Annotated in this window: 24 protein-coding genes; 15 read left to right on the top strand and 9 right to left on the bottom strand. The window is 70.2% G+C overall.

Annotation, left to right across the window (positions count from 1 at the left end; translation table 11 throughout):
• Positions 1–78: 78 nt before the first annotated feature.
• Positions 79–351, bottom strand: coding sequence for a DUF1876 domain-containing protein (locus AB0N66_RS19685; RefSeq protein ID WP_365436799.1), 273 nt, complete (start codon positions 349–351; stop codon positions 79–81).
• Between the two features lie 575 nt (positions 352–926).
• Here AB0N66_RS19685 and ettA point away from each other — a divergent pair.
• The 3 genes from ettA to AB0N66_RS19670 are packed head-to-tail and all read left to right on the top strand — an operon-like array spanning position 927 to position 3,693.
• Positions 927–2,591: an energy-dependent translational throttle protein EttA gene (ettA, locus tag AB0N66_RS19680; protein WP_365436282.1), complete on the top strand. Its 1,665-nt coding sequence runs from the start codon at positions 927–929 to the stop codon at positions 2,589–2,591.
• A gap of 2 nt (positions 2,592–2,593) precedes the next feature.
• The gene (locus tag AB0N66_RS19675; protein ID WP_365436279.1) at positions 2,594–3,004 is read left to right on the top strand and encodes a thioesterase family protein; all 411 of its coding nucleotides are present in this window, start codon (positions 2,594–2,596) and stop codon (positions 3,002–3,004) included.
• Positions 3,001–3,693, top strand: a complete 693-nt coding sequence (locus AB0N66_RS19670; RefSeq protein WP_365436276.1) for a hypothetical protein — start codon at positions 3,001–3,003, stop codon at positions 3,691–3,693. The genes AB0N66_RS19675 and AB0N66_RS19670 overlap by 4 nt, the downstream gene beginning before the upstream one ends.
• A 21-nt stretch (positions 3,694–3,714) precedes the next feature.
• On the opposite strand, the gene AB0N66_RS19665 is transcribed toward AB0N66_RS19670, so the two are convergent.
• Positions 3,715–4,119 (bottom strand): globin, encoded by a 405-nt coding sequence (locus AB0N66_RS19665; RefSeq protein ID WP_365436273.1) that lies wholly within the window; start codon positions 4,117–4,119, stop codon positions 3,715–3,717.
• Positions 4,120–4,215: 96 nt separating this feature from the next.
• On the opposite strand from AB0N66_RS19665, the gene AB0N66_RS19660 reads away from it, so the two are divergent.
• The gene (locus AB0N66_RS19660; RefSeq protein ID WP_365436270.1) at positions 4,216–5,766 is read left to right on the top strand and encodes a recombinase family protein; all 1,551 of its coding nucleotides are present in this window, start codon (positions 4,216–4,218) and stop codon (positions 5,764–5,766) included.
• Positions 5,767–5,830: 64 nt separating this feature from the next.
• Here the strand turns inward: AB0N66_RS19660 and AB0N66_RS19655 are convergent, their stop codons facing one another.
• The 3 genes from AB0N66_RS19655 to AB0N66_RS19645 are packed head-to-tail and all read right to left on the bottom strand — an operon-like array spanning position 5,831 to position 6,392.
• A complete protein-coding gene (locus AB0N66_RS19655; RefSeq protein ID WP_365436267.1) occupies positions 5,831–5,980 on the bottom strand; it encodes a hypothetical protein in 150 nt (49 codons plus the stop codon).
• Positions 5,977–6,201, bottom strand: coding sequence for a hypothetical protein (locus AB0N66_RS19650; protein ID WP_365436264.1), 225 nt, complete (start codon positions 6,199–6,201; stop codon positions 5,977–5,979). The genes AB0N66_RS19655 and AB0N66_RS19650 overlap by 4 nt, the downstream gene beginning before the upstream one ends.
• Entirely contained in the window at positions 6,198–6,392 is a 195-nt protein-coding gene (locus AB0N66_RS19645) for a hypothetical protein (protein ID WP_365436261.1), read from the bottom strand. The genes AB0N66_RS19650 and AB0N66_RS19645 overlap by 4 nt, the downstream gene beginning before the upstream one ends.
• Positions 6,393–6,504: 112 nt before the next feature.
• On the opposite strand from AB0N66_RS19645, the gene AB0N66_RS19640 reads away from it, so the two are divergent.
• From AB0N66_RS19640 to AB0N66_RS19620, 5 genes are all read left to right on the top strand, one after another.
• Positions 6,505–7,752: a helix-turn-helix transcriptional regulator gene (locus tag AB0N66_RS19640; protein WP_365436258.1), complete on the top strand. Its 1,248-nt coding sequence runs from the start codon at positions 6,505–6,507 to the stop codon at positions 7,750–7,752.
• A gap of 226 nt (positions 7,753–7,978) precedes the next feature.
• Positions 7,979–8,200: a DNA-binding protein gene (locus AB0N66_RS19635; protein ID WP_365436255.1), complete on the top strand. Its 222-nt coding sequence runs from the start codon at positions 7,979–7,981 to the stop codon at positions 8,198–8,200.
• Positions 8,197–9,666 carry a GIY-YIG nuclease family protein gene (locus tag AB0N66_RS19630; RefSeq protein WP_365436252.1) on the top strand — a complete coding sequence of 490 codons (1,470 nt, stop codon included), beginning with the start codon at positions 8,197–8,199 and terminating at the stop codon, positions 9,664–9,666. Before AB0N66_RS19635 ends, AB0N66_RS19630 begins: the two co-directional genes overlap by 4 nt.
• Positions 9,663–10,574: a protein transporter Sec31 gene (locus AB0N66_RS19625; protein WP_365436249.1), complete on the top strand. Its 912-nt coding sequence runs from the start codon at positions 9,663–9,665 to the stop codon at positions 10,572–10,574. Before AB0N66_RS19630 ends, AB0N66_RS19625 begins: the two co-directional genes overlap by 4 nt.
• Positions 10,571–10,732, top strand: coding sequence for a hypothetical protein (locus AB0N66_RS19620; RefSeq protein ID WP_365436246.1), 162 nt, complete (start codon positions 10,571–10,573; stop codon positions 10,730–10,732). Before AB0N66_RS19625 ends, AB0N66_RS19620 begins: the two co-directional genes overlap by 4 nt.
• Positions 10,733–10,827: 95 nt before the next feature.
• Here the strand turns inward: AB0N66_RS19620 and AB0N66_RS19615 are convergent, their stop codons facing one another.
• The 3 genes from AB0N66_RS19615 to AB0N66_RS19605 all read right to left on the bottom strand — a co-directional run bounded on the left by AB0N66_RS19615 (position 10,828) and on the right by AB0N66_RS19605 (position 12,374).
• Complete coding sequence (locus AB0N66_RS19615) at positions 10,828–11,037, bottom strand: hypothetical protein (RefSeq protein ID WP_365436243.1); 210 nt, start codon at positions 11,035–11,037, stop codon at positions 10,828–10,830.
• Positions 11,034–11,381 carry a hypothetical protein gene (locus tag AB0N66_RS19610; RefSeq protein WP_365436240.1) on the bottom strand — a complete coding sequence of 116 codons (348 nt, stop codon included), beginning with the start codon at positions 11,379–11,381 and terminating at the stop codon, positions 11,034–11,036. Before AB0N66_RS19610 ends, AB0N66_RS19615 begins: the two co-directional genes overlap by 4 nt.
• A 138-nt stretch (positions 11,382–11,519) precedes the next feature.
• A complete protein-coding gene (locus AB0N66_RS19605) occupies positions 11,520–12,374 on the bottom strand; it encodes a hypothetical protein (RefSeq protein WP_365436237.1) in 855 nt (284 codons plus the stop codon).
• Positions 12,375–12,766: 392 nt separating this feature from the next.
• Here AB0N66_RS19605 and AB0N66_RS19600 point away from each other — a divergent pair, with 392 nt between their 5' ends.
• From AB0N66_RS19600 to AB0N66_RS19575, 6 genes are all read left to right on the top strand, one after another.
• Entirely contained in the window at positions 12,767–12,952 is a 186-nt protein-coding gene (locus AB0N66_RS19600; protein WP_365436234.1) for a hypothetical protein, read from the top strand.
• A 47-nt stretch (positions 12,953–12,999) separates the two neighbouring features.
• Positions 13,000–15,183, top strand: a complete 2,184-nt coding sequence (locus tag AB0N66_RS19595; protein WP_365436231.1) for an AAA family ATPase — start codon at positions 13,000–13,002, stop codon at positions 15,181–15,183.
• Positions 15,184–15,382: 199 nt separating this feature from the next.
• Positions 15,383–15,670: a hypothetical protein gene (locus AB0N66_RS19590; protein WP_365436228.1), complete on the top strand. Its 288-nt coding sequence runs from the start codon at positions 15,383–15,385 to the stop codon at positions 15,668–15,670.
• 40 nt (positions 15,671–15,710) lie between these two features.
• Positions 15,711–16,487 (top strand): hypothetical protein, encoded by a 777-nt coding sequence (locus AB0N66_RS19585; protein WP_365436225.1) that lies wholly within the window; start codon positions 15,711–15,713, stop codon positions 16,485–16,487.
• Positions 16,477–16,779, top strand: coding sequence for a hypothetical protein (locus AB0N66_RS19580; protein WP_365436222.1), 303 nt, complete (start codon positions 16,477–16,479; stop codon positions 16,777–16,779). Before AB0N66_RS19585 ends, AB0N66_RS19580 begins: the two co-directional genes overlap by 11 nt.
• A 166-nt stretch (positions 16,780–16,945) precedes the next feature.
• A complete protein-coding gene (locus AB0N66_RS19575) occupies positions 16,946–17,935 on the top strand; it encodes a methyltransferase domain-containing protein (RefSeq protein ID WP_365436219.1) in 990 nt (329 codons plus the stop codon).
• Positions 17,936–17,974: 39 nt separating this feature from the next.
• Here AB0N66_RS19575 and AB0N66_RS19570 read toward each other — a convergent pair whose 3' ends face one another.
• A complete protein-coding gene (locus AB0N66_RS19570) occupies positions 17,975–19,294 on the bottom strand; it encodes an FHA domain-containing protein (RefSeq protein WP_365436216.1) in 1,320 nt (439 codons plus the stop codon).
• Between the last annotated feature and the right edge of the window lie 59 nt (positions 19,295–19,353).

The following is a 19,353-nucleotide window of genomic DNA, read 5'->3' as shown; positions in this document are numbered from 1 at the left end:
CCTGAGGGCCTGACGGCCTGAGAGTCCGAGGGCCGGGTGACCGTGATTCGCACGGCGCCCGGCCCGGCCCGGCTCACCTCACGTCAACGGATGCGATGTCCTGCCCGACTCCTGGTCGATCTCGTCGTGCGCCTTGGTCAGCAGCTTCATCGCCAGTTCGTTGAGCGCCCTGGCTCCCGCGACCTCCTCGCCGACCCGCGGCTGGTTCGAGTCGGAGGGGTGGCGGCTCGCGTAACCGTGGGAGCGCACCTCGCTCCCGTCCGGCAGCCGTACGAGTGCGGCGGCGCGCGTGCGGTGAGGATCCTCCTCGAATTCCAGCTCGACATGCCATCCGACAGCGGTCTGCGCCATCACGATCACCTCCGGGTCCCTGTCCATCTCGGGTCCCCTGCCTATGAGTGTCCTCCCTCACCGGTGGGAAGGGACAGGCCACGGAGGACCGCTGAACGGGTTGCCATCGCGGGCGGCCGTCAGGCAAGACGGGCGTGCCGCTTTCCTCATGGAGGATGAGGGGGGTGGGGATCCACGGCTTGCAACATAGTCCCGAGGTGGCTCCCGGGGACCTTTATGCCCACCCCCCTTGACCGCGGACCTCGAAGGTTCTCTGACCGGTCTCACTCCACCAGGCAAACTAGCAAGCCGCACTGACAACGACCTGGCGCCAGGATGGGCTGTTGCGCGCCCATGGGTGTGCCGGCTGCCTGGGCTGGGCCGTCCCTGGGCCGTGTGACGTCGTTCAGCAGTGAGCACCGGCGACAGTCAGTGACGGATCAACTACCGGTGTGATCACCGAACGTCCAGGTCATGGCTCCCGGTACGTCCAGGTCACGGCCCCCGGCCCGAACTGGTTTCCCCCGGGGGCTGGCCGTCAGGCAAGATGGGGTGTATCTGCTCACTGCCGATTTCAAGCGTCCGGACGGTTTCTCTTGGCTGAGTTCATTTACACCATGCGCAAGACGCGCAAAGCGCACGGCGACAAGGTGATTCTTGATGACGTCACCCTGAACTTCCTGCCCGGAGCGAAGATCGGTGTGGTCGGACCGAACGGTGCCGGTAAGTCCACCGTTCTGAAGATCATGGCGGGGCTCGAGCAGCCCTCCAACGGTGAGGCCTACATCTCGCCCGGCTTCAGCGTCGGCATCCTCATGCAGGAGCCGAAGCTGGACGAGTCCAAGACGGTCCTGGAGAACGTGCAGGACGGCGCCGCCGAGCTCATGGGCAAGCTCAACCGTTTCAACGAGGTCGCCGAGCTGATGGCGACCGACTACTCTGACGCGCTCCTCGACGAGATGGGCAAGCTCCAGGAAGACCTGGACCACGCCAACGCCTGGGACCTCGACGCCCAGCTGGAGCAGGCCATGGACGCGCTGGGCTGCCCGCCCGGCGACTGGCCGGTCACCAACCTCTCCGGTGGTGAGAAGCGCCGCGTCGCGCTCTGCAAGCTGCTGATCGAGGCCCCGGACCTGCTCCTCCTCGACGAGCCCACCAACCATCTCGACGCCGAGTCGGTGAACTGGCTCGAGCAGCACCTCTCGAAGTACGCGGGCGCCGTCGTGGCCGTCACTCACGACCGGTACTTCCTGAACAACGTCGCCGAGTGGATCCTCGAGCTGGACCGCGGCCGCGCGATTCCCTACGAGGGCAACTACTCCACGTACCTCGACAAGAAGTCCACCCGCCTCAAGGTCGAGGGCCGCAAGGACGAGAAGCGGCAGAAGCGGCTCAAGGAGGAGTTGGAGTGGGTTCGCTCCAACGCCAAGGGCCGTCAGACCAAGTCCAAGGCGCGCCTCGCCCGTTACGAGGAGATGGCAGCCGAGGCCGACAAGATGCGGAAGCTGGACTTCGAGGAGATCCAGATCCCGCCGGGCCCGCGTCTTGGCTCCATCGTCGTCGAGGTCAACAACCTCTCGAAGGCCTTCGGCGACAAGGTCCTCATCGATGACTTGAGCTTCACCCTGCCGCGCAACGGCATCGTGGGCGTCATCGGCCCGAACGGCGCGGGCAAGACCACGCTGTTCAAGATGATCCAGGGCCTGGAGACCCCGGACTCCGGCGCGATCAAGGTCGGCGACACCGTCAAGATCAGTTACGTCGACCAGAGCCGCGCCAACATCGACCCCAAGAAGACGCTGTGGGCCGTCGTCTCCGACGAGCTCGACTACATCAACGTCGGTCAGGTCGAGATGCCGTCGCGTGCCTACGTGTCCGCCTTCGGCTTCAAGGGCCCGGACCAGCAGAAGCCCGCCGGTGTCCTCTCCGGTGGTGAGCGCAACCGCCTGAACCTGGCGCTGACCCTCAAGGAGGGCGGCAACCTGCTGCTCCTCGACGAGCCCACGAACGACCTCGACGTCGAGACCCTGTCCTCGCTCGAGAACGCGCTGCTCGAGTTCCCCGGTGCGGCCGTGGTCATCTCCCACGACCGTTGGTTCCTTGACCGGGTCGCGACGCACATCCTCGCGTACGAGGGCGAGTCGAAGTGGTACTGGTTCGAGGGCAACTTCGAGTCGTACGAGAAGAACAAGGTCGAGCGACTCGGGGCGGACGCGGCACGCCCGCACCGTGCCACCTACAAGAAGCTGACCCGGGGCTGATCTTGCGGCACATCTACCACTGCCCACTGCGCTGGGCGGACATGGACGCGTACGGCCACATCAACAACGTGGTCTTCCTCCGGTATCTGGAGGAGGCGCGTATCGATTTCCTGTTCCGCCCGGAGAAGGACTTCCAGCAGGGGTCTGTGGTGGCACGCCACGAGATCGACTACAAGCGGCAGTTGGTCCACCGGCACACGCCGGTGGACATCGAGTTGTGGATCACGGAGATCCGGGCGGCGTCGTTCACGATCACCTACGAGGTCAAGGACCCGGACCAGTTGTACGTCCGGGCCGCGACGGTGATCGTGCCGTTCGACTTCAAGGCTCAGCGGCCGCGCCGCCTCACCGCCGAGGAACGGGAGTTCCTCGCGGAGTACCGAGACGACAAGGACGAGGCCGTCGCCGCATGACGGCCCTGTTGCACCTCGCCGACGAAGGGGAGGCGGCGGACCTCGCCGCCTTCCTCGGCCGGCTGATCCACTACGACCGTGCCGCCGCGGTACGCCTCCAGGCGTCCGGCACCACGCTCGCGGTCTTCGGGCGCCCGCCGTCTTTCGAGGTCCTGGCCATCCGTACGGCGCGCCTTGCCAAGCCGTACGAGGACGGGCTCGACGTCCTGCTGGATGTGACCGTCTCCGCCGGTGAACTCCTGGAGTCCATCGACGAGTCGGCGGCCACGGTGGCCGTCCCGGGGGCCGTCACGGGGCCGCCGTGGGCCGGGGTGCTGCCGCCCCGCCGCGGCTGGCGTCCGGAGCCGGGGCTGCCCGCGCCGGACGCCGTGCGCGCGATGGTCACCGCCGCGGTGGCCGAATTCCGGTTCCGTACGCAGGAGTTGGCGGTCGAGCGGCGTACCCGCGGCGAACTCGACGGTATCGGGCGGGAGATCTGGTCCCGGCCGATCGGCGACACGAGCCTGCCGGTACGGGCCGCGCACGCGGCGCAGTCCCTGGGATTCCTGCGCCCCGCACGCCAAGTGACGCCCGACGAAAGCCCGTTGGGGCTGTACTCGTCCGGCGCGTGGCTACGGCTGCGCACCCCGTACGGGTCGATCGCCGTACGCCGGGCCGGACTTGGCGCCCTGGACGTCAGCGTCCGCTGACTCGCGGTCGCGGGCCCCGGGTCAGCCGGCCGTGTTCACCATCGAAGCCGCCGCGTACGTCAGGTAGTTCCACAGCGTGTGCTCGTGTTCCGCGGAGAGGCCGAGCTCGTCCACGGCGACGCGCATGTGCTTCAGCCAGGCGTCGTGCGCGGCCTGGTCGACGGCGAAGGGGGCGTGCCGCATCCGCAGCCGGGGGTGGCCGCGGTTCTCGCTGTACGTCGTCGGGCCGCCCCAGTACTGGATCAGGAACAGGGTGAAGCGTTCCTCGGCAGGACCCAGGTCCTCCTCGGGATACATGGCCCGCAGCACCGGATCCCCGGCGACTCCCTCGTAGAAACGGTGCACCAGGCGGCGGAAGGTCTCCTCCCCACCGACCTGCTCGTAGAAGGTCTGCTCCTGAAGCGTGCCGCGCCGGATCTCTGTCACCCGTCCATGGTCTCAGACGCGGTGACCGAGGTTAAGTACGGACCGTAGGTATCAGAATTGGGGGTGTAAGGGCACACACGGTGATGAGGAGGGGCAATGGCGACCGCAACCGTACAGATAGCCACCGAGGTGGCAACTCGGACCGCGCGGGAGTACCTGCGCGTCAGCAAGGGCCGGGGGCGCACCGCGCGGTCCATCACCGACCAGCACACCCAGAACCTCGCTGCCGAGGCGGAGCACGGTCCGTGGACCTGGGGCGAGCCGTACAAGGACACCGGGTCCGCCTCCAAGTACGCCACCCGGGCCCGAGGCGACTTCGACAAGCTGATGGCCGACCTCACCTCCGGCGCTTTCGGTGAGCCGGGTGACGTGCTGGTGCTGTGGGAGATCAGCCGTCTCGCCCGCGAGACGGGCAAGGGTGTGGCGATCATCGACCTGTGCGAGGCAGGCGGCTACCTGATCCACCTCACCAGTCAGGGCGGGGACCTCGGGCGGACCTACGACCCCCGCAACTGGAGCGACCGGGCCGAGCTGATCTCCGGCATCAACGACGCGGAGAAGGAAGCCCGCAAGCTGTCCGCCCGTACGCTGCGAGGCGTGAACTCCGCCGCCCGCGAGGGTCGCCCGCACGGCCGCATCCCGTTCGGCTATGCCCGGGACTACGAGGTGATCGACGGCCGTCCCCGCTGCGTCCGGCAGTACGCGGACCCCGTCACCGGCCCCCTGATCAAGGAGCTGTTCGAGCGGGCCGCCGGGAGTGACGACGCCCTCCCCGAGCCCGTCTACGCCATCGCCCTGGACTGGGCGGCGCGCGGTATCCGCACACCGGCGGGCAAGCCGTTCCATGACGGCAACCTCCGGGAGATGCTGACCAAGGCCGTCTATGCGGGGCTGCGTGACCACAACGGCACACGGGTGCCGGTGCAGTGGGAGGGCTGGACGCCGATCGTGTCCGAGGAACTGTTCGACCGGGTGCGAAGGGTGTTCGCCGACCCGTCCCGCCGCACCTACCTCGGCACCGGCGTTCAGCATGTCCTGACCAGCACGCTGCGGTGCGACGGATGCGATGGCCCGATCACCGTCCGCTGCCGCAAGACGGGCGTGCCCGGGTACGAGTGCGCCAAGAAGGGCTGCGCCCGCGTCGACAAGACGGAGGTCGACCGGGTCCTCATCGGCGACCTGGAGGCCGACGAGCCGAAGCTGGGTGTCGTCCTGGCCTACCTGTCGGCGCAGCGGTACACCGAGCGTGTGCGCCGGATGGAGGCGAGCACCAGCGAGGCGGAGCAGGAGGCGCGCACCGAACTGGCCTCGCTCCGTGGCGAGTTGGAAGAGCTAGAGGCCGCACCCCGCCCCAAGACGGCACGCGCTCGGCTCACCCGCACCACCGACATGGAGGAGCTGGAGACCGACATCGCCGCCCTGGAGGTGAAGCTGAGCAAGCTCACCGCGCCCGACCCGCTCACGGGCATCCTGCCGTCCGACCCCGGGACGGACCTGGTGCAGTGGTGGAGGTCGGCCGACGTGCACGAGCAGCGCGCCGTAGCCGCGCGCCTGCTCACGCCCGAACTCCTGGGCCAGGTACGGATCAAGGCGTCGCAGGGCTGGAGGGACCCGGTGACCGACCGGCTCAGGTGGGTCACCGCCTGACCCACACACACGGCGACGCCCGGCCGGGCAGCACCACCGGCCGGGCGTCGTGCTGTTGGGGCGGCTACAACTTCCGCCGCTTGACGGCTCTCCACATGATCCGGGCCTCGGGGCACATGGCCTTCGCGCACGCCTGGCACGACTGCCCGTGGTCCAGGAGCCTGCGGTACGCGTCGGCGTCGTACGACGCCACCTTGCCGACGGGCGTGCTCATGCGCGCTCACCCCGGCTCCGGGAGTTGGCGTGAGCCACGCTGGCCGACAGCCGCTCGGCCGCCGTGACCCGCCGCACCCGGTCCGGCAGGCAGTCCCACTCCAAGCCACCGCCGACCGGCCGGAGCTGCACCCGGCCCCCGACCTGTCCCATCATCACGCCGACCCGGCGGCCCGCTTCGTCGTACGCGAGATCACCGACCTCCGGCGCGTTCCCGGTCATGCGCAACCCCCGCCCTGGTGCGCCCGCATCGCCACGTTCAGGTCGGAGACCGCCGACAGGTCACCGGTCCGCCGGGCCGTCGCTCGCTGCTGCGACAGGGCCTCGCACCTGGGGCACCCCTCGGTCGGCTGTGGCTCGGGATCCGGCAGGCCGAGCCGGTACGGGCCGCTCATGGTCGTCTTGCTGATCATCACTCGCTCCCCTCGCAGGTCACCCCGACCAAACCGGTTCGAGTGGATCTCCCACAGGCGCCGGGTAGGGGGCCTACAGGGGGCCTAACCTTGAGGCCCGAGGGGGCCAGGAATGCAGACCACGGAACGCAAGAGGCAGTTTGGGCACTACCTTGCGCGCCTGCGCCGGGAAGCCCGCCTGAGTCAGCGGCAGTTAGCGGACCGGCTGTGCACGCTGTCCGGCGTGCCCACACTCACCCGCAACGAAGTCGGGCGGTGGGAGCAGGGCCGACGGCTGCCGGATGCGTGGCTGCCCGCGCTTGCGACCGCCCTTGGGGTTCAGCTCGGCACACTGGAGCGGGCCGCGTCCTGGGCCCGGGGAGAGCCGGAGGGGCGCCTCCCTGGAGCGTTCGCCACGCTGGCCGAGCTGTTGCCCCCGGGTGACCCGCTTGAGCGGGAGACGGGAACACAGGGCCGCCGTATCGGCCCGTCCACCGTGGCCGCGCTTGCCGGTCGGGTGCACGGACTCCGCCTGGCGGATGACGTGCTGGCCGGGGGTGACCTCATCGTGCCCGCGTTCCGCGAGCTGTCCGGCGCCGTGGTCCTCCACCGCGAGCGCACGTACGACGAGCCGACCGGCCGGGCCCTGCTGGTGCAGATCGGGGAGCTGGCGCAGATCGCCGGGTGGATCGCCTCCGACGCCGGTGAACACTCCCAGGCGGCCGAGGCGTACGCGCTCGGCATCTCCGCCGCCCGGCAGGCCGGTGACGGCACCCTCACTGCCAACCTGGCTGGGTCGCTCGCCTATCAACTATCCAACACCGGTCACGAGTTGGAAGGTGTCGACCTGGCCGAAGCAGCCGTGGCCGAGGCGGGACCCGACGCCCCGCCCGAGACCCGTGCCCTGTTCCACGACCGCGTCGCCTGGGCTCACGCCCGGCTCGGCCGCCCGCACTCCCAATCAGCCATCCGCGCCCTCGGTCAGGCACACGACGCCCTGACGGACGAGGGCGGCCCCGAGGCCCCGCAGTGGGCGTACTGGGTCACCCGCGATGAGCTGGAGGTGATGGACGCCCGGGTGTTCACGGAGCTGGCCCGCCCGCTGCGCGCCGTGCCGCTACTGTCCCGGGTACTGGAGCGCTACGACGCCACCCACGCCAGAGAGTTGGCGCTGTACCTGTCCTGGCTCGCGGTCGCGTACGCCGACGCCAACGAGCCCGAGGCCGCCGCCGACACCGCAGTCCGCATGTTCGAGCTGTCGGCCGACGTCGCCTCCGACCGCACCTCCGAGAGGGGCCGGGTCGTGCTCGGTCGGCTGGCCGAGTTCGAGGACGTGCCCGAGGTGCGGGCCGTGCTCGCCGAGCATCCTCCGGCCGCCTGACGGGCAGCCCTCTGACAGCACCCTGAGAGCCCCTTGCCGGCTCATTAACCGAATCGGTTAAATCCCCAGCTCAGTTGGGTGTCGTACGCCGCCGAATCCTCTGGAACTGAGCGGTACGAGGACGTACGCTGGAACCAGCAAGAAGACCACCAGACCAAGGAACCCGCAGCACGGTTCCTTGGTCTTCTTCGTGTGCGGGTTCCGGGTCCTGACCGGAGGAGCCCACATGGGCGAACCACCCGCCACCTTGGACGAGATCCGCACCTGGCCCGCGCTCGTCCCCCTCGCACAGGCGGCCCGAGCCCTCAACATCGGCCGTACAACTGCCTTCACCCGAGCCGCCCGGGGCGAGTTCCCGGTGCCCGTCGTGCGGTCCGTGGGTGGCCAGCGTGTCCGCACCGCCGACCTGATCGCCTACCTGGCGGCCGACGGGGGTGCGTCGTCGTGATCGGCCTCGTTCTGGTCGTCGTCGCGGTCGACCTCGTCCTGTGCCTGCCCTGGAGGCCATGGGGCCCGGAGAGGGCTCGGGCAGTGCGTGCCGCTCACATCCGCGTGTGGCGCCGGGTATCGCCGCGCCTCGCCCCGTGGGTCTTCCGCTGGCGCCCGGCCCGCAGTTCCCGCAAGGGCGTGCCGCTGGCCCGGCGGGGAGTGCTCGGGCGGTGGGTCAGGGTGCGACTCGCTCAGCACATCCTGATCACCGGCGTCACCGGCTCGGGCAAGTCCTGCGTCCTGCTCGCGCTCGCCGCCTCGGCCCGCTCCCTGGGCATGGACGTCGAGTTCTGGGATGCCAAGGACGGCCTGGAAGGCCAGCCGTACGCGGTGGCCGGGATCCCCGTGATCGAGCTGGAGGACCAGCCCGGCCGCCTGGCGGAGTTGCTGATCACCGAGCTGCCCCGCCGGGCCGACATCCTCAAGGCTCGTGGGGCCCGGCAGTGGGACCCAGGCGTGGACGGGCCCGAACTGGTCGTCATCCTCGATGAGTTGGGCGTCTCGCTCGGCACCCTCTCCATGGCCTCCATGGCGGTGCTGATCAAGAAGTGCCGGGCGTACGGCGTATGGATCTGGGCCGGGGAACAGCTCGGCAAGGCGTCCACGGTCGACACCGACATCCGGTCGCAGTTCCTGTGCAGGATTGCGCTGCGCACCGGCCGCGCCTCCGACTCCCGGATCGTCCTCGGCCCCGAGCCCGTTGCCGACGGGTGGGCGCCTCACGACCTTCTGCCCCGCTGGCTGCTGGTGTTCGACCCCGATCACCGGCGGCCGTGCCCGGCCCGGTGCGCCACCGTCAGCGATGCCCTCCTGACCCGGTACCCGATGCCGCACCGGGTGGTGCTGGAGAAGGCCCCGGTCACCGTCTCCCTGGAGGGCAACGGACCAGGCAACGGCAACGGCAACGGCAACGCTGCTGGTTCCGTGGTGTACCTGATCGGTTCTGAGGCCGCTGGTGGAATGGTGAAGATCGGCCGGACGGTCGACGTACCCAAGCGGCTCGCGACCTTCCAGACCGCCAGCCCCGCCCGGCTGGCCGTTCTGTGGACCACGCCGGGCGGCTCCGCCCTGGAAGCCGCCCTGCACCGGGAGTTCGCGCACCGGCGACGGAACGGCGAGTGGTTCGACCTCGGCCCGGATCCGGTGTCCGCCGTCCGGGACGCGCTCGTCCGGATCGGTCCGAATCCGGATCCGGGGACGGATCCTCTTCCGGATCCGTCGATGGCCGATCTGATCACGGAAACGCTCATGCTGACGCCGGATCCGCTGTCAGGGCGGGAGATCGCCCGGCGCCTCGGCAGCAATCCGGGCACCGTCCACCGGGCCCTGAAGAAGCTCGCCGCCGACGGTGCGGTTGCCAGCGCCGCCGACGGCTTCTCCATCCCCCTCAGCCGCTCCGCAGCAGAAGAAAGGGACCTGACGTGAAGATACGCAGCGCGCACCGTACGCGCACGGTGCCCAAGACGATCGACGGCCGAACTCACCAGGTTGACGAGACGTACACCGTCGAGCTGCCGGTGCCGCCTCCGGACCGCGACGCGCAGGCGCTCAAGGCAGTGACCGGCCTCGCCGTGCTCATCGTGACCGGAGCCATCGTGTGGTCCACCGTGGCCATCGGCGGCCTGCTCTCGATGGCCTTCAACCCGGCTATCAGCTACGGCATCGCGTGCGTTTTCGACGCCACCTGGATAGGCCTGATGACCCTGGAGTGGATCGCCCGGTACGACTCCCAGCGGGCCTCTCTGCCTCGCCGAATGGGCTGGGCGGCCCTGGTTCTGTCCATGGCCCTTATCGCGGCTCACGGGGCCGTGGGCGACTTCCTGTGGATCGGCATCGCGGGTGCCGCCGTCAGCCTCGTGGCCAAGTCCTTCTGGGCCGTGGTCATGAGGACGACCGAGGCCCGGCTCGACCCCGCGACCGCTCAGTGGGTCGCGGCTGAGCGCTCCGAGGTCGACGGACAGCGCGCGCTCGTCGCCGTACGCCGTCAGCTTGAGCGCTCGAAGGCCAAGGCCCGTGATGAGGCGGAGGCACTGTCCTCCGGCGGATCCGTCACCGAGATCGAGTGGCGCACCCCGGCCACCGAGGGCCTGACGGAGGACCGGATCCGGACCGAGGTGGAGCAGGCGGCGGAGCGGATCCGGACGGCGCAGTCCGCCGGATCCGGATCCGCCCGGACCGATCCGGATTCCGGATCCGTCAAGGACCGGGTCCGCGCCCTTTATGACTCCGGCACCACCGACCCGGCCGCCGTGGTGGAGGCGCTGCCGGACGCCAACCCCGAGACCGTCAAGCGAATGGTCCGCCTGGTGCGGACGGAAGGAGGCTACGCATGATCGCCTTCGGTTCTCTGATCGCGCTGGGTGTGCTGCTCGCCGCAGGAAAGCAACACCGCCTAGCCGTCGGAATCGCCATCGTGGCAACGGTTCTCTTGATGGGCAGCTTCGCTCAGTTCGGGGCCTCCCTGACCGGCATTCTCACCTCGCTGGGCTGACCGATGACGGAACCCCGCCGGGTACGCCCGGCGGGGTTCCTGTCATGTTCTCCATGCTGTAGGGGAGTTGCGAGCCGGCAAGCAGCCCACCCAGTTCAGGCGGGCCAGTACCGTCCGTCGTCGTCCCGGCGGACCATCGACCGGCTCCACACCTCGGTGAGGCCGTCGGTGATCAGCAGCCGCATCCGTACGCGGTCGGCGGTAGCCATCAGTTCCGCGCGAGTCAGCCCGGGGTGCGCCTCCACGAACTCCCGCAGTTGCCGCCGCTGTCCGGGATTGATCCGCAGGGGCCGATGGACGGTCAACTGAGTCCCGCCCGGACCAGGTTGTCCGCGATGGCCTCGCGTACGTCTTCCAGCAGCTCGGGCATCAGCTCTCCGAGGGGCCGGGGATCGCCGGGCAGCATCCACTGCCGGACAACACGCATGGCCTCGACGTACGCGGCGGCCTGCCGCTCCATGCGGGCCAGCTCGGGGAAGTGAGCGTCCATGACCGACGGCTTCACGGCGGTCAGCGTGAGGCCGGTCTGCTGCTCCACAACCCGCACCACCGCCGCCGATGCCTCGACCGAGGCGCGCTGAATGTCGGCCAGCGCTTCACGCCCGGCCTGCGCGATCTGCTCGCGCTTTCGGTCCAGATCACCGGACATCGTTCGCCCTCCTCGCCCAGGTGACGCCGAGCCGGAGGAGTACACGCTTCTGCTCGGCCGGGGGCAGGGCCGCGAAGTGTGCCAGGCAGGGCCTCAGGTTGCGGCCTGCGCCCGTGCAGGCGCACCCGTCCGGGGCACTCACGACGGCCGCCTGAAGGGCTTGGGCCTCAGGGCCGCCTGACGGTCGCTCTCCGCGTGCGCGGCGCACTGGTGCTGGACGTCGCAATCGCACCCCGGGGGCACCGTGCTGACGCGCACGTAGCCCGGAACCGGAGTGTGGCTGAAGGTGCCCCGGCGGCGGGCCTGAGCGGTCGTGTCCCGGACGACCGAGGGGTCGATGGTGGACATGGCCTGGGTCGCGCTCCGCAGCCGGGAGGCAGCAGCCTCCGCATCCCTGCGGGCCGCCTGGAACTCCCGCCGGGCGCGGTCCTGTTCGGCCGTCCGCCGGGCGCGCTCCTCGGTGATCCGCAGCCGGGACATGGCGGCCCGGTTCGACTCCGACACGGCCCGCCAGCGCTGGGCGTCCTTTGCGCACGGCTGCCCCAGCAGGATCTTGTATGCGGCCTCGTCCCGGGGCGGGTGGGTCTGGTGAACCTGCGCGCTCATGTGCGCCCAGCAGGTCGGGCAGCCGCCCTCGTGGAGGATGCTGTCCCGGCTGGCTGCCGCCTCCAGGACGTCCCGTCCGAAAATGGCGAACGTGTCTGCGGACAGTGCCCGGAGAGCTTCCCGGCTCCCCGCTGGGGGCAGGTACTCGCTCCCCGGTGGCGCGTGGAGGATCGAGTCGGCCTGCCGAGCCAGCGCGCACAAGTCGCTGCGGCGGCGCATCGCCTCGGCCCGCCGGTCGGCCGACATGCGCTGCACCGACGCCAGCGTGACCCGGGCCGGGTCGGAGCCGGGGGCACGGACAAGACGCCCGGCGCGCAGGGCCTCGTATACGGCGACGTCGGAAATGCTCAGGCGCTGCGCCGCCTCTGCCACGGGAATGTGTTCCATGCTTTTCGCCCCTCATCTGCGGGCTCTGGTTTGTTAAGGAAAAAGGTACAGTGGGGATGGGCCCCCGCCTAATGCCGAATGGCAGCGGATTGATCTACGTCAGGCGGGGGCCCTTTATGTAAATCGAGCAGGCTGCGGGATCGGGGGATTAAACCGATCCATATAAATAGGAAGCTACAAACTTTGCCGTCCGGGCCAGAGGCGGGTTTGCCTCACTATTCAGCTAGGGCAGAATAGGAGTAGATCCGCACCGCTCGTAGGTGCGGCGGGACTGGGGCCCGTACCGGGCCGTGGAGCCGCCAAGCTCCGTCCCGTGATCCTCTCGCTCGCCGTGTGGAGGGGGCCCTGGCAGCCCTGAGCCACGAAGACATCGCGATCTTCGTGGAGCTGCAATGCCCCGGAAGTACACCATGAGCGACAAGGCCCGAGAAGCGCGCCGCAAGGGCGGAATGGCCGCCGGGCGGTCGCTGGACGCCTACATCACACGGATAGTCGACCGCGCACCCGAATTGACTGACGAGCACATCGCCCGACTGCGCAAGGTGCTGCGCCCGGTAAGCGGGGGGTCGGCGGAATGACGACAGCGAAAAGCCCCGGCCAGGCAACCGGGGCTATCACAGAAGACGTGGACGACGTCACGGACAAGAGTACCCGGTCCGGCGCCGGAATAAGCGGTTCGGGTAATTCGGGCTGGGCGGACGCGAGCCTGAACGGTCACCGGCCGAACGGCACCCCGGACGTCTTCTCGACACCCCGGCAGAACCAGGGCGGGGCGTTCGAGCGCGGCTGGATCGCAATGGCCGCCGCCGGGTACACCGGCATGACCCCGCTGCGGAAGTCGGACAAGCTCCCCGCCATGAAGGGGGTCACCGGGCGGCTCGGGGTACAGCTCCGGCCCGGGGAGTACGCGGGCAAGAAGTCGCTGGCCGAGTTCAAGCGGCACAACATCGGGTGGCGGCTGGAGGGCTACGTCGGTATCGACGTGGACCAGTACGGCAACAAACACGGGGCGGAGCAGATCGCGGCCCTGGAGGCGGAGCACGGACCACTGCCCGCCGGACCCAGCACCACGTCACGCGGGGACGGCCCCAGCCGCATCCGTCCCTTCCGGCTCCCGGACGGAGCCGACCCGAAGGAAGAGTTCCGGGACGGGCTCGGTCCGGACATCGACGTCATCCAGCGCCACCACAGGACCATCGTCGTGTGGCCGTCGGTGCACCCGAAGACGGGGGAGACGTACCGCTGGTACGACAAGCACGGCAACTTGATGCCGGAGGGACAGGTCCCGGCCCTGGACGACTTCCCCGTGCTGCCGGGGGCGTGGCTGGAGCTGCTGCGCAAGCCTCAACGGGAGCACCGCCCCGGCGCCGGGCTGAGGGTGAACGAGGCGATCGAGCGCTGGACTTCGGAGGCCGACCCCGACCTGATGGACCGTCTGCGGGAGAAGTTCACCACCCGGGACGGCAGCCGCCACGGCACCATGCTGGAGACCCTGGGGTGGGCTGCACGGATGGCCCAGAAGGGCAAGGTGAACATGGGGGCGAGCGTCGATGTCCTCGAAGACCTCTGGTATGAGGCATTCGACGTGCCGGGCTCGCGGGAGCCGAAGCCCGACGAGTTCAACGACCTGGTCGACAAGGCCGTGGGGGACGTCCCCCCGCCCGGAGCGGACGAGGATGCAGCCGAGGGCCAGGAGCAGGCGGACGAGGCCGCACGGAGCCGCCTGGACACCATGCGAGCCAAGCTCCTGGACCGCTCGGCCCTCAAGAAGCTCCCGCCGCCCGAGTACATGATCAAGGGCTGGCTCAACAAGCGGTCGTCGGCGCGGATGAACGGCGACCCCGGCTCGGGCAAGTCGCTACACCTGCTCGACATGGCCGGGTGTGTCGGCGCCGGGATCCCGTGGCACGGGTGCGAGACGAAACAGGGCCTGGTCGTCTACGTGATCGCCGAGGGCATCGAAGGCTTCACCAAGCGCGTGGCCGCATGGGAGAGGCAGTACGGCCGGGAGCTGGAGAACGTGATCTTCTACCCGGAGCCGGTCCAGATCCTGGAGAAGCTGTTCGGGGTGCTGGACGAGAGCGCGGAGTGGGGGGTCTTCCGGGAGCTGTGCAAGGAGCTGAACCCCTCTCTGGTCATCCTGGACACCCAGCGTCGGGTGACGCTCGCGGCTGAGGAGAACGGCAACAGTGACCTCCAGAAGGCGGTCGGCGCCCTGGACGCGCTGAAGCGCGACACCGGCTGCACGTGGCTGCTCGGTCACCACACCCCGAAGAACGGCAGTGGCGGGTCCGGGGGCGGGTCGATGTGGGGGTCGGTGGACACCGAGTGGGAGACGGCCAAGAAGGGGCGCGGGCTGGAGGCCCGGTTCCTGCTCACGGACACGAAGCAGAAGGACGGGGCCGACGGCATGAAGCTGGAGTTCCGGCTCGCCGTGCACGACGTCACAGCAGAGTTCCCCGGCATCGAGGGCGTCGACCCGTGGGCCGACCCGATCACGTCCGTGGCGCTGGTGCCGGACGAGCAGGAGGAGACCGACCGGTCGGCCGAGGTCGACCTGAGCCTTCCGGACGGGATCAACGCTCGGGAGAAGGTGCGCGTCCTCCTGCGCCGCACGTACGGGAACGGAGGTGTCTTCACAAGGGCCGAGGCCAAGGGACTCGTCGTCCGGGAGGCCAACGCCATGACCCCGGCGACGTTCTACAGCAAATGGACGGAGCTGCTGGAGGAGGACTTCATCAAGGCGGAGCTGTCCGAGAGCGGCCGGGAGCTGTCCCGCTTCAGGGTCGATACATCCTCCACCGGCTAGGGACGGACCCCGGATACACCCCCAAGGGTGTGTATCCGGGTGTATCCGCTTCCCGTGAATACAGACGGATACACCCCGGATACACCCCCTGACCTGCGAACGAATACAGACGAATACAACCGGATACAAGATCGAGAAGTGTATTCGCGGGTGTATCCGGACCAAGATCACGAATACACCTGAGAGGCCCCGAACGATCATGATCCACACCCCCAGCTCTGACGTCCTCACCGACGCCTGCGACGAGGCCCGGCGGAGGTTCGCCGCCCGGGTCCCTGAGCCCCGGCCGGAGGACTTCCCGTGCCGGTGGTGCCACGCTCCCGTCGGCCGTCCGTGCGTCATGCGCGTCTCCGGCCGTACGGGGCCTCACCGCCCCCGAGGCGACCGCTGGACCCGGGCGCACGATGCCTGGCACCTGGCCAGAGAACGGGCCTGCGACGACGCCGTGAACGTCCTGCACGACCTCGCCGACGTGCTTGCCTCATGAGCCCCATCCGTCCCACTGACCTGTTCACTGAGGAGTGATCATGGGAGCACCACCGCAGGCCCGCCGCCGCCGGGCCGCCACCGCCGAGCGTGACGAGAAGATCTTCCGGCTCAAGGTCCGTGGGCTGACAGAGCGGCAGATCGCCTCCGAGGTCGGCCTCAGCCAGTCCCGGGTCAACGCCATCATCGAGCAGCGCATCGCCGCCCACCTCGGCCCCGTGGTGGGCTCGATGGTCGCCGTTCGGGACGCAGAACTCTCTGACCTGTGGCTCAAGGCGCAGGCGCAATACGTCGCCGCCGACGACCCCGACACCAGGCTGAAGGCGATCAACACCCTCCGGGGGATCAACGAGTCACGCCGCCGTCTGCACGGGGCCGACGCCCCCGAGGCGATGACCGTCAGTCTGGAGCACCGCCTCAGCGAGGAGTCGGAGGAGGTGGTGGAGGCGATCCTGGCCGGGTTCGCGGCTGTCTCCCTGCCCGCTGACAGGCGGACGTACGGGCTGGAGGCCGCCGCAGCCCGGCTCAGAGCCCTGGAGGGCGGGCAGTTCACCCCTCCGGAGCCCCTGCCCCCGCTGGCCGTCGCTCCCACGCCGTACACCGAGGACGGAGTCATGTTCATCGACGGGCCCGACGGGCTGCGGTACCGCGTCGCGGCCGTGGAGCACCAGCCGCCGCCCACCGTGGCCCGGGCAGAGTTGATGCCGGGCACGTCCGCCGGGCGGCCTGCCGACGTGGACAGCGCGGATGAGGTGCTAGCTCAACTGCGGGATTTCGAGGATGAGTTCGGTTCCCTGGAGGACGACGATGAAGAGTGACCGGCGCCGGGAGATCAAGAGACGGCTGCGGGAGGTCAAGCGTGATCCGGCGTCGGCCGAGCCGGGTGAGGCGCAGCGCCTCACGGCCGAGTACCGGCGACTCCAGTCGGCCGACCGCGCCCCCGAGGCCGACGACCCCGAGCGCACCCTGTCCGACAGCCTGGTGACCGACGGCCTGTCCGAGGCGGACCGTGCCGCCGTGGAGACGTGGCCCCCGGAGCTGCGCGCCCGGCTCCACGACAGGGCCCTGACCCGGCAGATCCTGCCCTGGCGGGACGGCTACGGTTCGTAACCGGCTGCCGGACCCTTCCAAGCACCCACTCTGAGCTGGGGTTTCACCAGCTACAGGGAGTTGTTACAAACGACCCGTGCATTACCGAGGACTCAAGGCTTAGGACCGACTCCCGCCGCGGGACCCGGCGCTCGCCTCCCGGCTCCTCCGGCAGCACAGTGGACGTATGAGCGCGCACGCTCTCGACCAGGGAGACCAGGGACCCGACGACCTCGCCATGGCGGCGCGGGCGGCGCTGGTGCGTGAGATCGACAGAAGCGGGGCCTGGGACGCCGATCCGGTCTGGCGGGAGGCGTTCGAGGCGGTCCCGCGCCATCTCTTCGTGCCGTACTACTACGTCGGAGCCGTGGGCGGCTTCGAGCGCGTGTGGGGCGAGGATCCCGACCCGCGGAGCCGGGAGCGCTGGCTGCGTGGTGCGTACGCGGACGGCCCACTGGCCACCCGGGTGCGGGACGGTGAGCTGCTGTCGTCCAGCAGTCAGCCGTCGCTGATGGCGAAGATGCTGACCGAGCTGGAGGTGCGGGACGGGGACGCCGTTCTGGAGATCGGGGCCGGTACCGGGTACAACGCGGCTCTCCTCGCCCATCGCCTCGGCGACGCGCTGGTGACCACGGTCGACCTCGACCCGGAGATCACCGAGTCCGCGCGCCGCCACCTGGCCACCGCCGGTTACCACCCGACCGTCGTCACCGGTGACGGCGCCCGCGGAGTCCCCGAGCGCGCCCCCTTCGACCGGATCATCGCCACCTGCACGCTGACCACGGTCCCGCACGCCTGGCTGCCCCAGTGCACCCCCGGCGCCCGCATTCTCGCCCCGCTGGCCACGGGCCTGATCACGTTGCGGGTGCGGGACAGCGGGCACGCCGAGGGGCGTTTTCTGCACACGGCCGCCTACTTCGTGCCGTTGCGCGGCGGCAGTCGGCCCGAGCCGGAGCCGCCGCACCTGGGCGGGCTGCCGCCCCGGGCCAGGAGCGACGAGCTGTTCCGGTTCCTGCTGACCCTGACGGCGGGCAGCCTGGATCCGTACGAGGCGTACGCGCTGTGGGAACGTGCGGAGCGGCCTGTGCGTGAGCGGTACGGGGTCACGGTCAGCGGCGAGCGCGTGTGGGCGTGGCTGGACGACCCCGAGGGGCCGGACGCCTGGCCGCTGCCGTGACGCGCTTTGCCGGCCGTGCTGACGCCGGCCGTGCCGCTGTCAGCCTCGCCTGATGGTGATCGTCGTCCAGGCGCCCACGTGCACCCGGTCGCCGTCCTGGAGCGGTACCGGAACGAAGGGCTGGATGGGGTCCTCGCCGCCGTTGACCGTGGTCCCGTTCGTCGAGTTCTGGTCGACGACCGCCCAGCTGCCGTCCGGCTGCTGGACCAGGACCGCGTGCTGGTGCGAGACGCCCGGGTCCTCCGGGGGCACCGACAGGTCGATGTCGGGGGACTCGCCGGTGGAGTGCCGGCGGCGGCCGATCGTCAGCTGGTTGCCGGTGAGCGGGCGCTGCTGCTCCGGCGAGTACGCGGGCAGGTTCAGGCCCGCGGCCTCGGGGCCCGAGCGCTGCATCATCGCCATGAAGTACTCGCGGTCGGGGCCGATCGTCGCGGTCCAGGACAGCGGCTGCTGCTGTTGCTGGTAGGGCGGGCGGGTGCCGGGGCCGGGCGGTGCCTGGGTCGGGCCGGGCTGCGGGTAGCCGTAGCCGCCGCCCTGGGCCGGGGCGGGACCGTTCGGGCCGCCGGGGCCGGCCTGTGTGCCCGGTCCGCCGGGGCTGCCCGTCGACGGTGGGGAGATCACCCAGTCGTCGTCACCGCCGCCGAAGGGCGGGCCGGGGGGCCCGGGCTGGGTGGTCTGTGGGTACCCGGGCGCGGCCGGTTGCTGGGTGTAGGCCTGCCGGGCGTCCGGGGCGCCGGGCGTGGGCCCGGGGGGCGGCGGGACCGGACGTGACGGGTCGCCGAAGGGCGGGGGGCCGCCGCCGTACGGGGCGGGCGGACCCGACGGAATCGGTTCGGCGGGGCGGTTCACCTGCGAGGGCCGCGAGCCCTGGTACTCGTACGGGTCCTGACCGGGACCGGGACCGGCTCCGGTGGGCGGACCCTGCTGGAATCCCTGCTGGAACCTCTGTGCCGGATTCGGCCCGCCAGGGCCCCCGGGGCCTCCAGGCGGGCCTCCAGGCCCTCCAGGGCCGCCGGAACCGCCGGGAGCCCCGGGCAGGGGCGCCTGCGGGCGGGGCGCGGCAGGCGTGTACGAGGTCGCGGTGTTGGTGAGGAAGTTCCACCGGCACTGCTCGCAGAACGGCGCGGCGCCCTCACGGGGCGTACGGCACTGAGGGCAGAGCTCCGGAGCGGGGTCGGGCACGGCGGCGAGATGACCACGTCCGCCGGGGCCACCAGGGCCGGGCTGCGCCGGATAGCCGTAGCCGGCCGCGGGCGGCGGTGGCGGAGGGGGCGGGGGCACGGCACCGGCCATGCGGTGACCGCAGACCTCGCACCAGTCGTCGGAACCCGACTGGTGTCCGTTCGGGCAGGTCGGCATGTCGGCGCTTCCCCCTCTCCTTTTCCGGCCGGTGTGGCCGGGTTTGCTCCAGCTCCTGG

The organism is Streptomyces sp. NPDC093544, from assembly GCF_040683495.1.
Lineage (GTDB): Bacteria > Actinomycetota > Actinomycetes > Streptomycetales > Streptomycetaceae > Streptomyces.
Note: the sequence above shows the minus strand (reverse complement) of the source record. Positions and strands in the feature narration are given on the sequence as shown.

Excerpts from the sequence above, each read along its gene's own strand:
- AB0N66_RS19580 (WP_365436222.1), top strand. The coding sequence starts at position 16,477 with ATGAAGAGTGACCGGCGCCGGGAGATCAAGAGACGGCTGCGGGAGGTC.
- AB0N66_RS19590 (WP_365436228.1), top strand. The coding sequence starts at position 15,383 with ATGATCCACACCCCCAGCTCTGACGTCCTCACCGACGCCTGCGACGAG.
- AB0N66_RS19640 (WP_365436258.1), top strand. The coding sequence starts at position 6,505 with ATGCAGACCACGGAACGCAAGAGGCAGTTTGGGCACTACCTTGCGCGC.
- AB0N66_RS19670 (WP_365436276.1), top strand. The coding sequence starts at position 3,001 with ATGACGGCCCTGTTGCACCTCGCCGACGAAGGGGAGGCGGCGGACCTC.
- AB0N66_RS19570 (WP_365436216.1), bottom strand. The coding sequence starts at position 19,294 with ATGCCGACCTGCCCGAACGGACACCAGTCGGGTTCCGACGACTGGTGC.
- AB0N66_RS19620 (WP_365436246.1), top strand. The coding sequence starts at position 10,571 with ATGATCGCCTTCGGTTCTCTGATCGCGCTGGGTGTGCTGCTCGCCGCA.
- AB0N66_RS19605 (WP_365436237.1), bottom strand. The coding sequence starts at position 12,374 with ATGGAACACATTCCCGTGGCAGAGGCGGCGCAGCGCCTGAGCATTTCC.
- AB0N66_RS19610 (WP_365436240.1), bottom strand. The coding sequence starts at position 11,381 with ATGTCCGGTGATCTGGACCGAAAGCGCGAGCAGATCGCGCAGGCCGGG.
- AB0N66_RS19685 (WP_365436799.1), bottom strand. The coding sequence starts at position 351 with ATGGCGCAGACCGCTGTCGGATGGCATGTCGAGCTGGAATTCGAGGAG.
- AB0N66_RS19635 (WP_365436255.1), top strand. The coding sequence starts at position 7,979 with ATGGGCGAACCACCCGCCACCTTGGACGAGATCCGCACCTGGCCCGCG.
- AB0N66_RS19650 (WP_365436264.1), bottom strand. The coding sequence starts at position 6,201 with ATGACCGGGAACGCGCCGGAGGTCGGTGATCTCGCGTACGACGAAGCG.
- AB0N66_RS19600 (WP_365436234.1), top strand. The coding sequence starts at position 12,767 with ATGCCCCGGAAGTACACCATGAGCGACAAGGCCCGAGAAGCGCGCCGC.
- AB0N66_RS19655 (WP_365436267.1), bottom strand. The coding sequence starts at position 5,980 with ATGAGCACGCCCGTCGGCAAGGTGGCGTCGTACGACGCCGACGCGTAC.
- AB0N66_RS19660 (WP_365436270.1), top strand. The coding sequence starts at position 4,216 with ATGGCGACCGCAACCGTACAGATAGCCACCGAGGTGGCAACTCGGACC.
- AB0N66_RS19645 (WP_365436261.1), bottom strand. The coding sequence starts at position 6,392 with ATGATCAGCAAGACGACCATGAGCGGCCCGTACCGGCTCGGCCTGCCG.
- AB0N66_RS19585 (WP_365436225.1), top strand. The coding sequence starts at position 15,711 with ATGGGAGCACCACCGCAGGCCCGCCGCCGCCGGGCCGCCACCGCCGAG.
- AB0N66_RS19575 (WP_365436219.1), top strand. The coding sequence starts at position 16,946 with ATGAGCGCGCACGCTCTCGACCAGGGAGACCAGGGACCCGACGACCTC.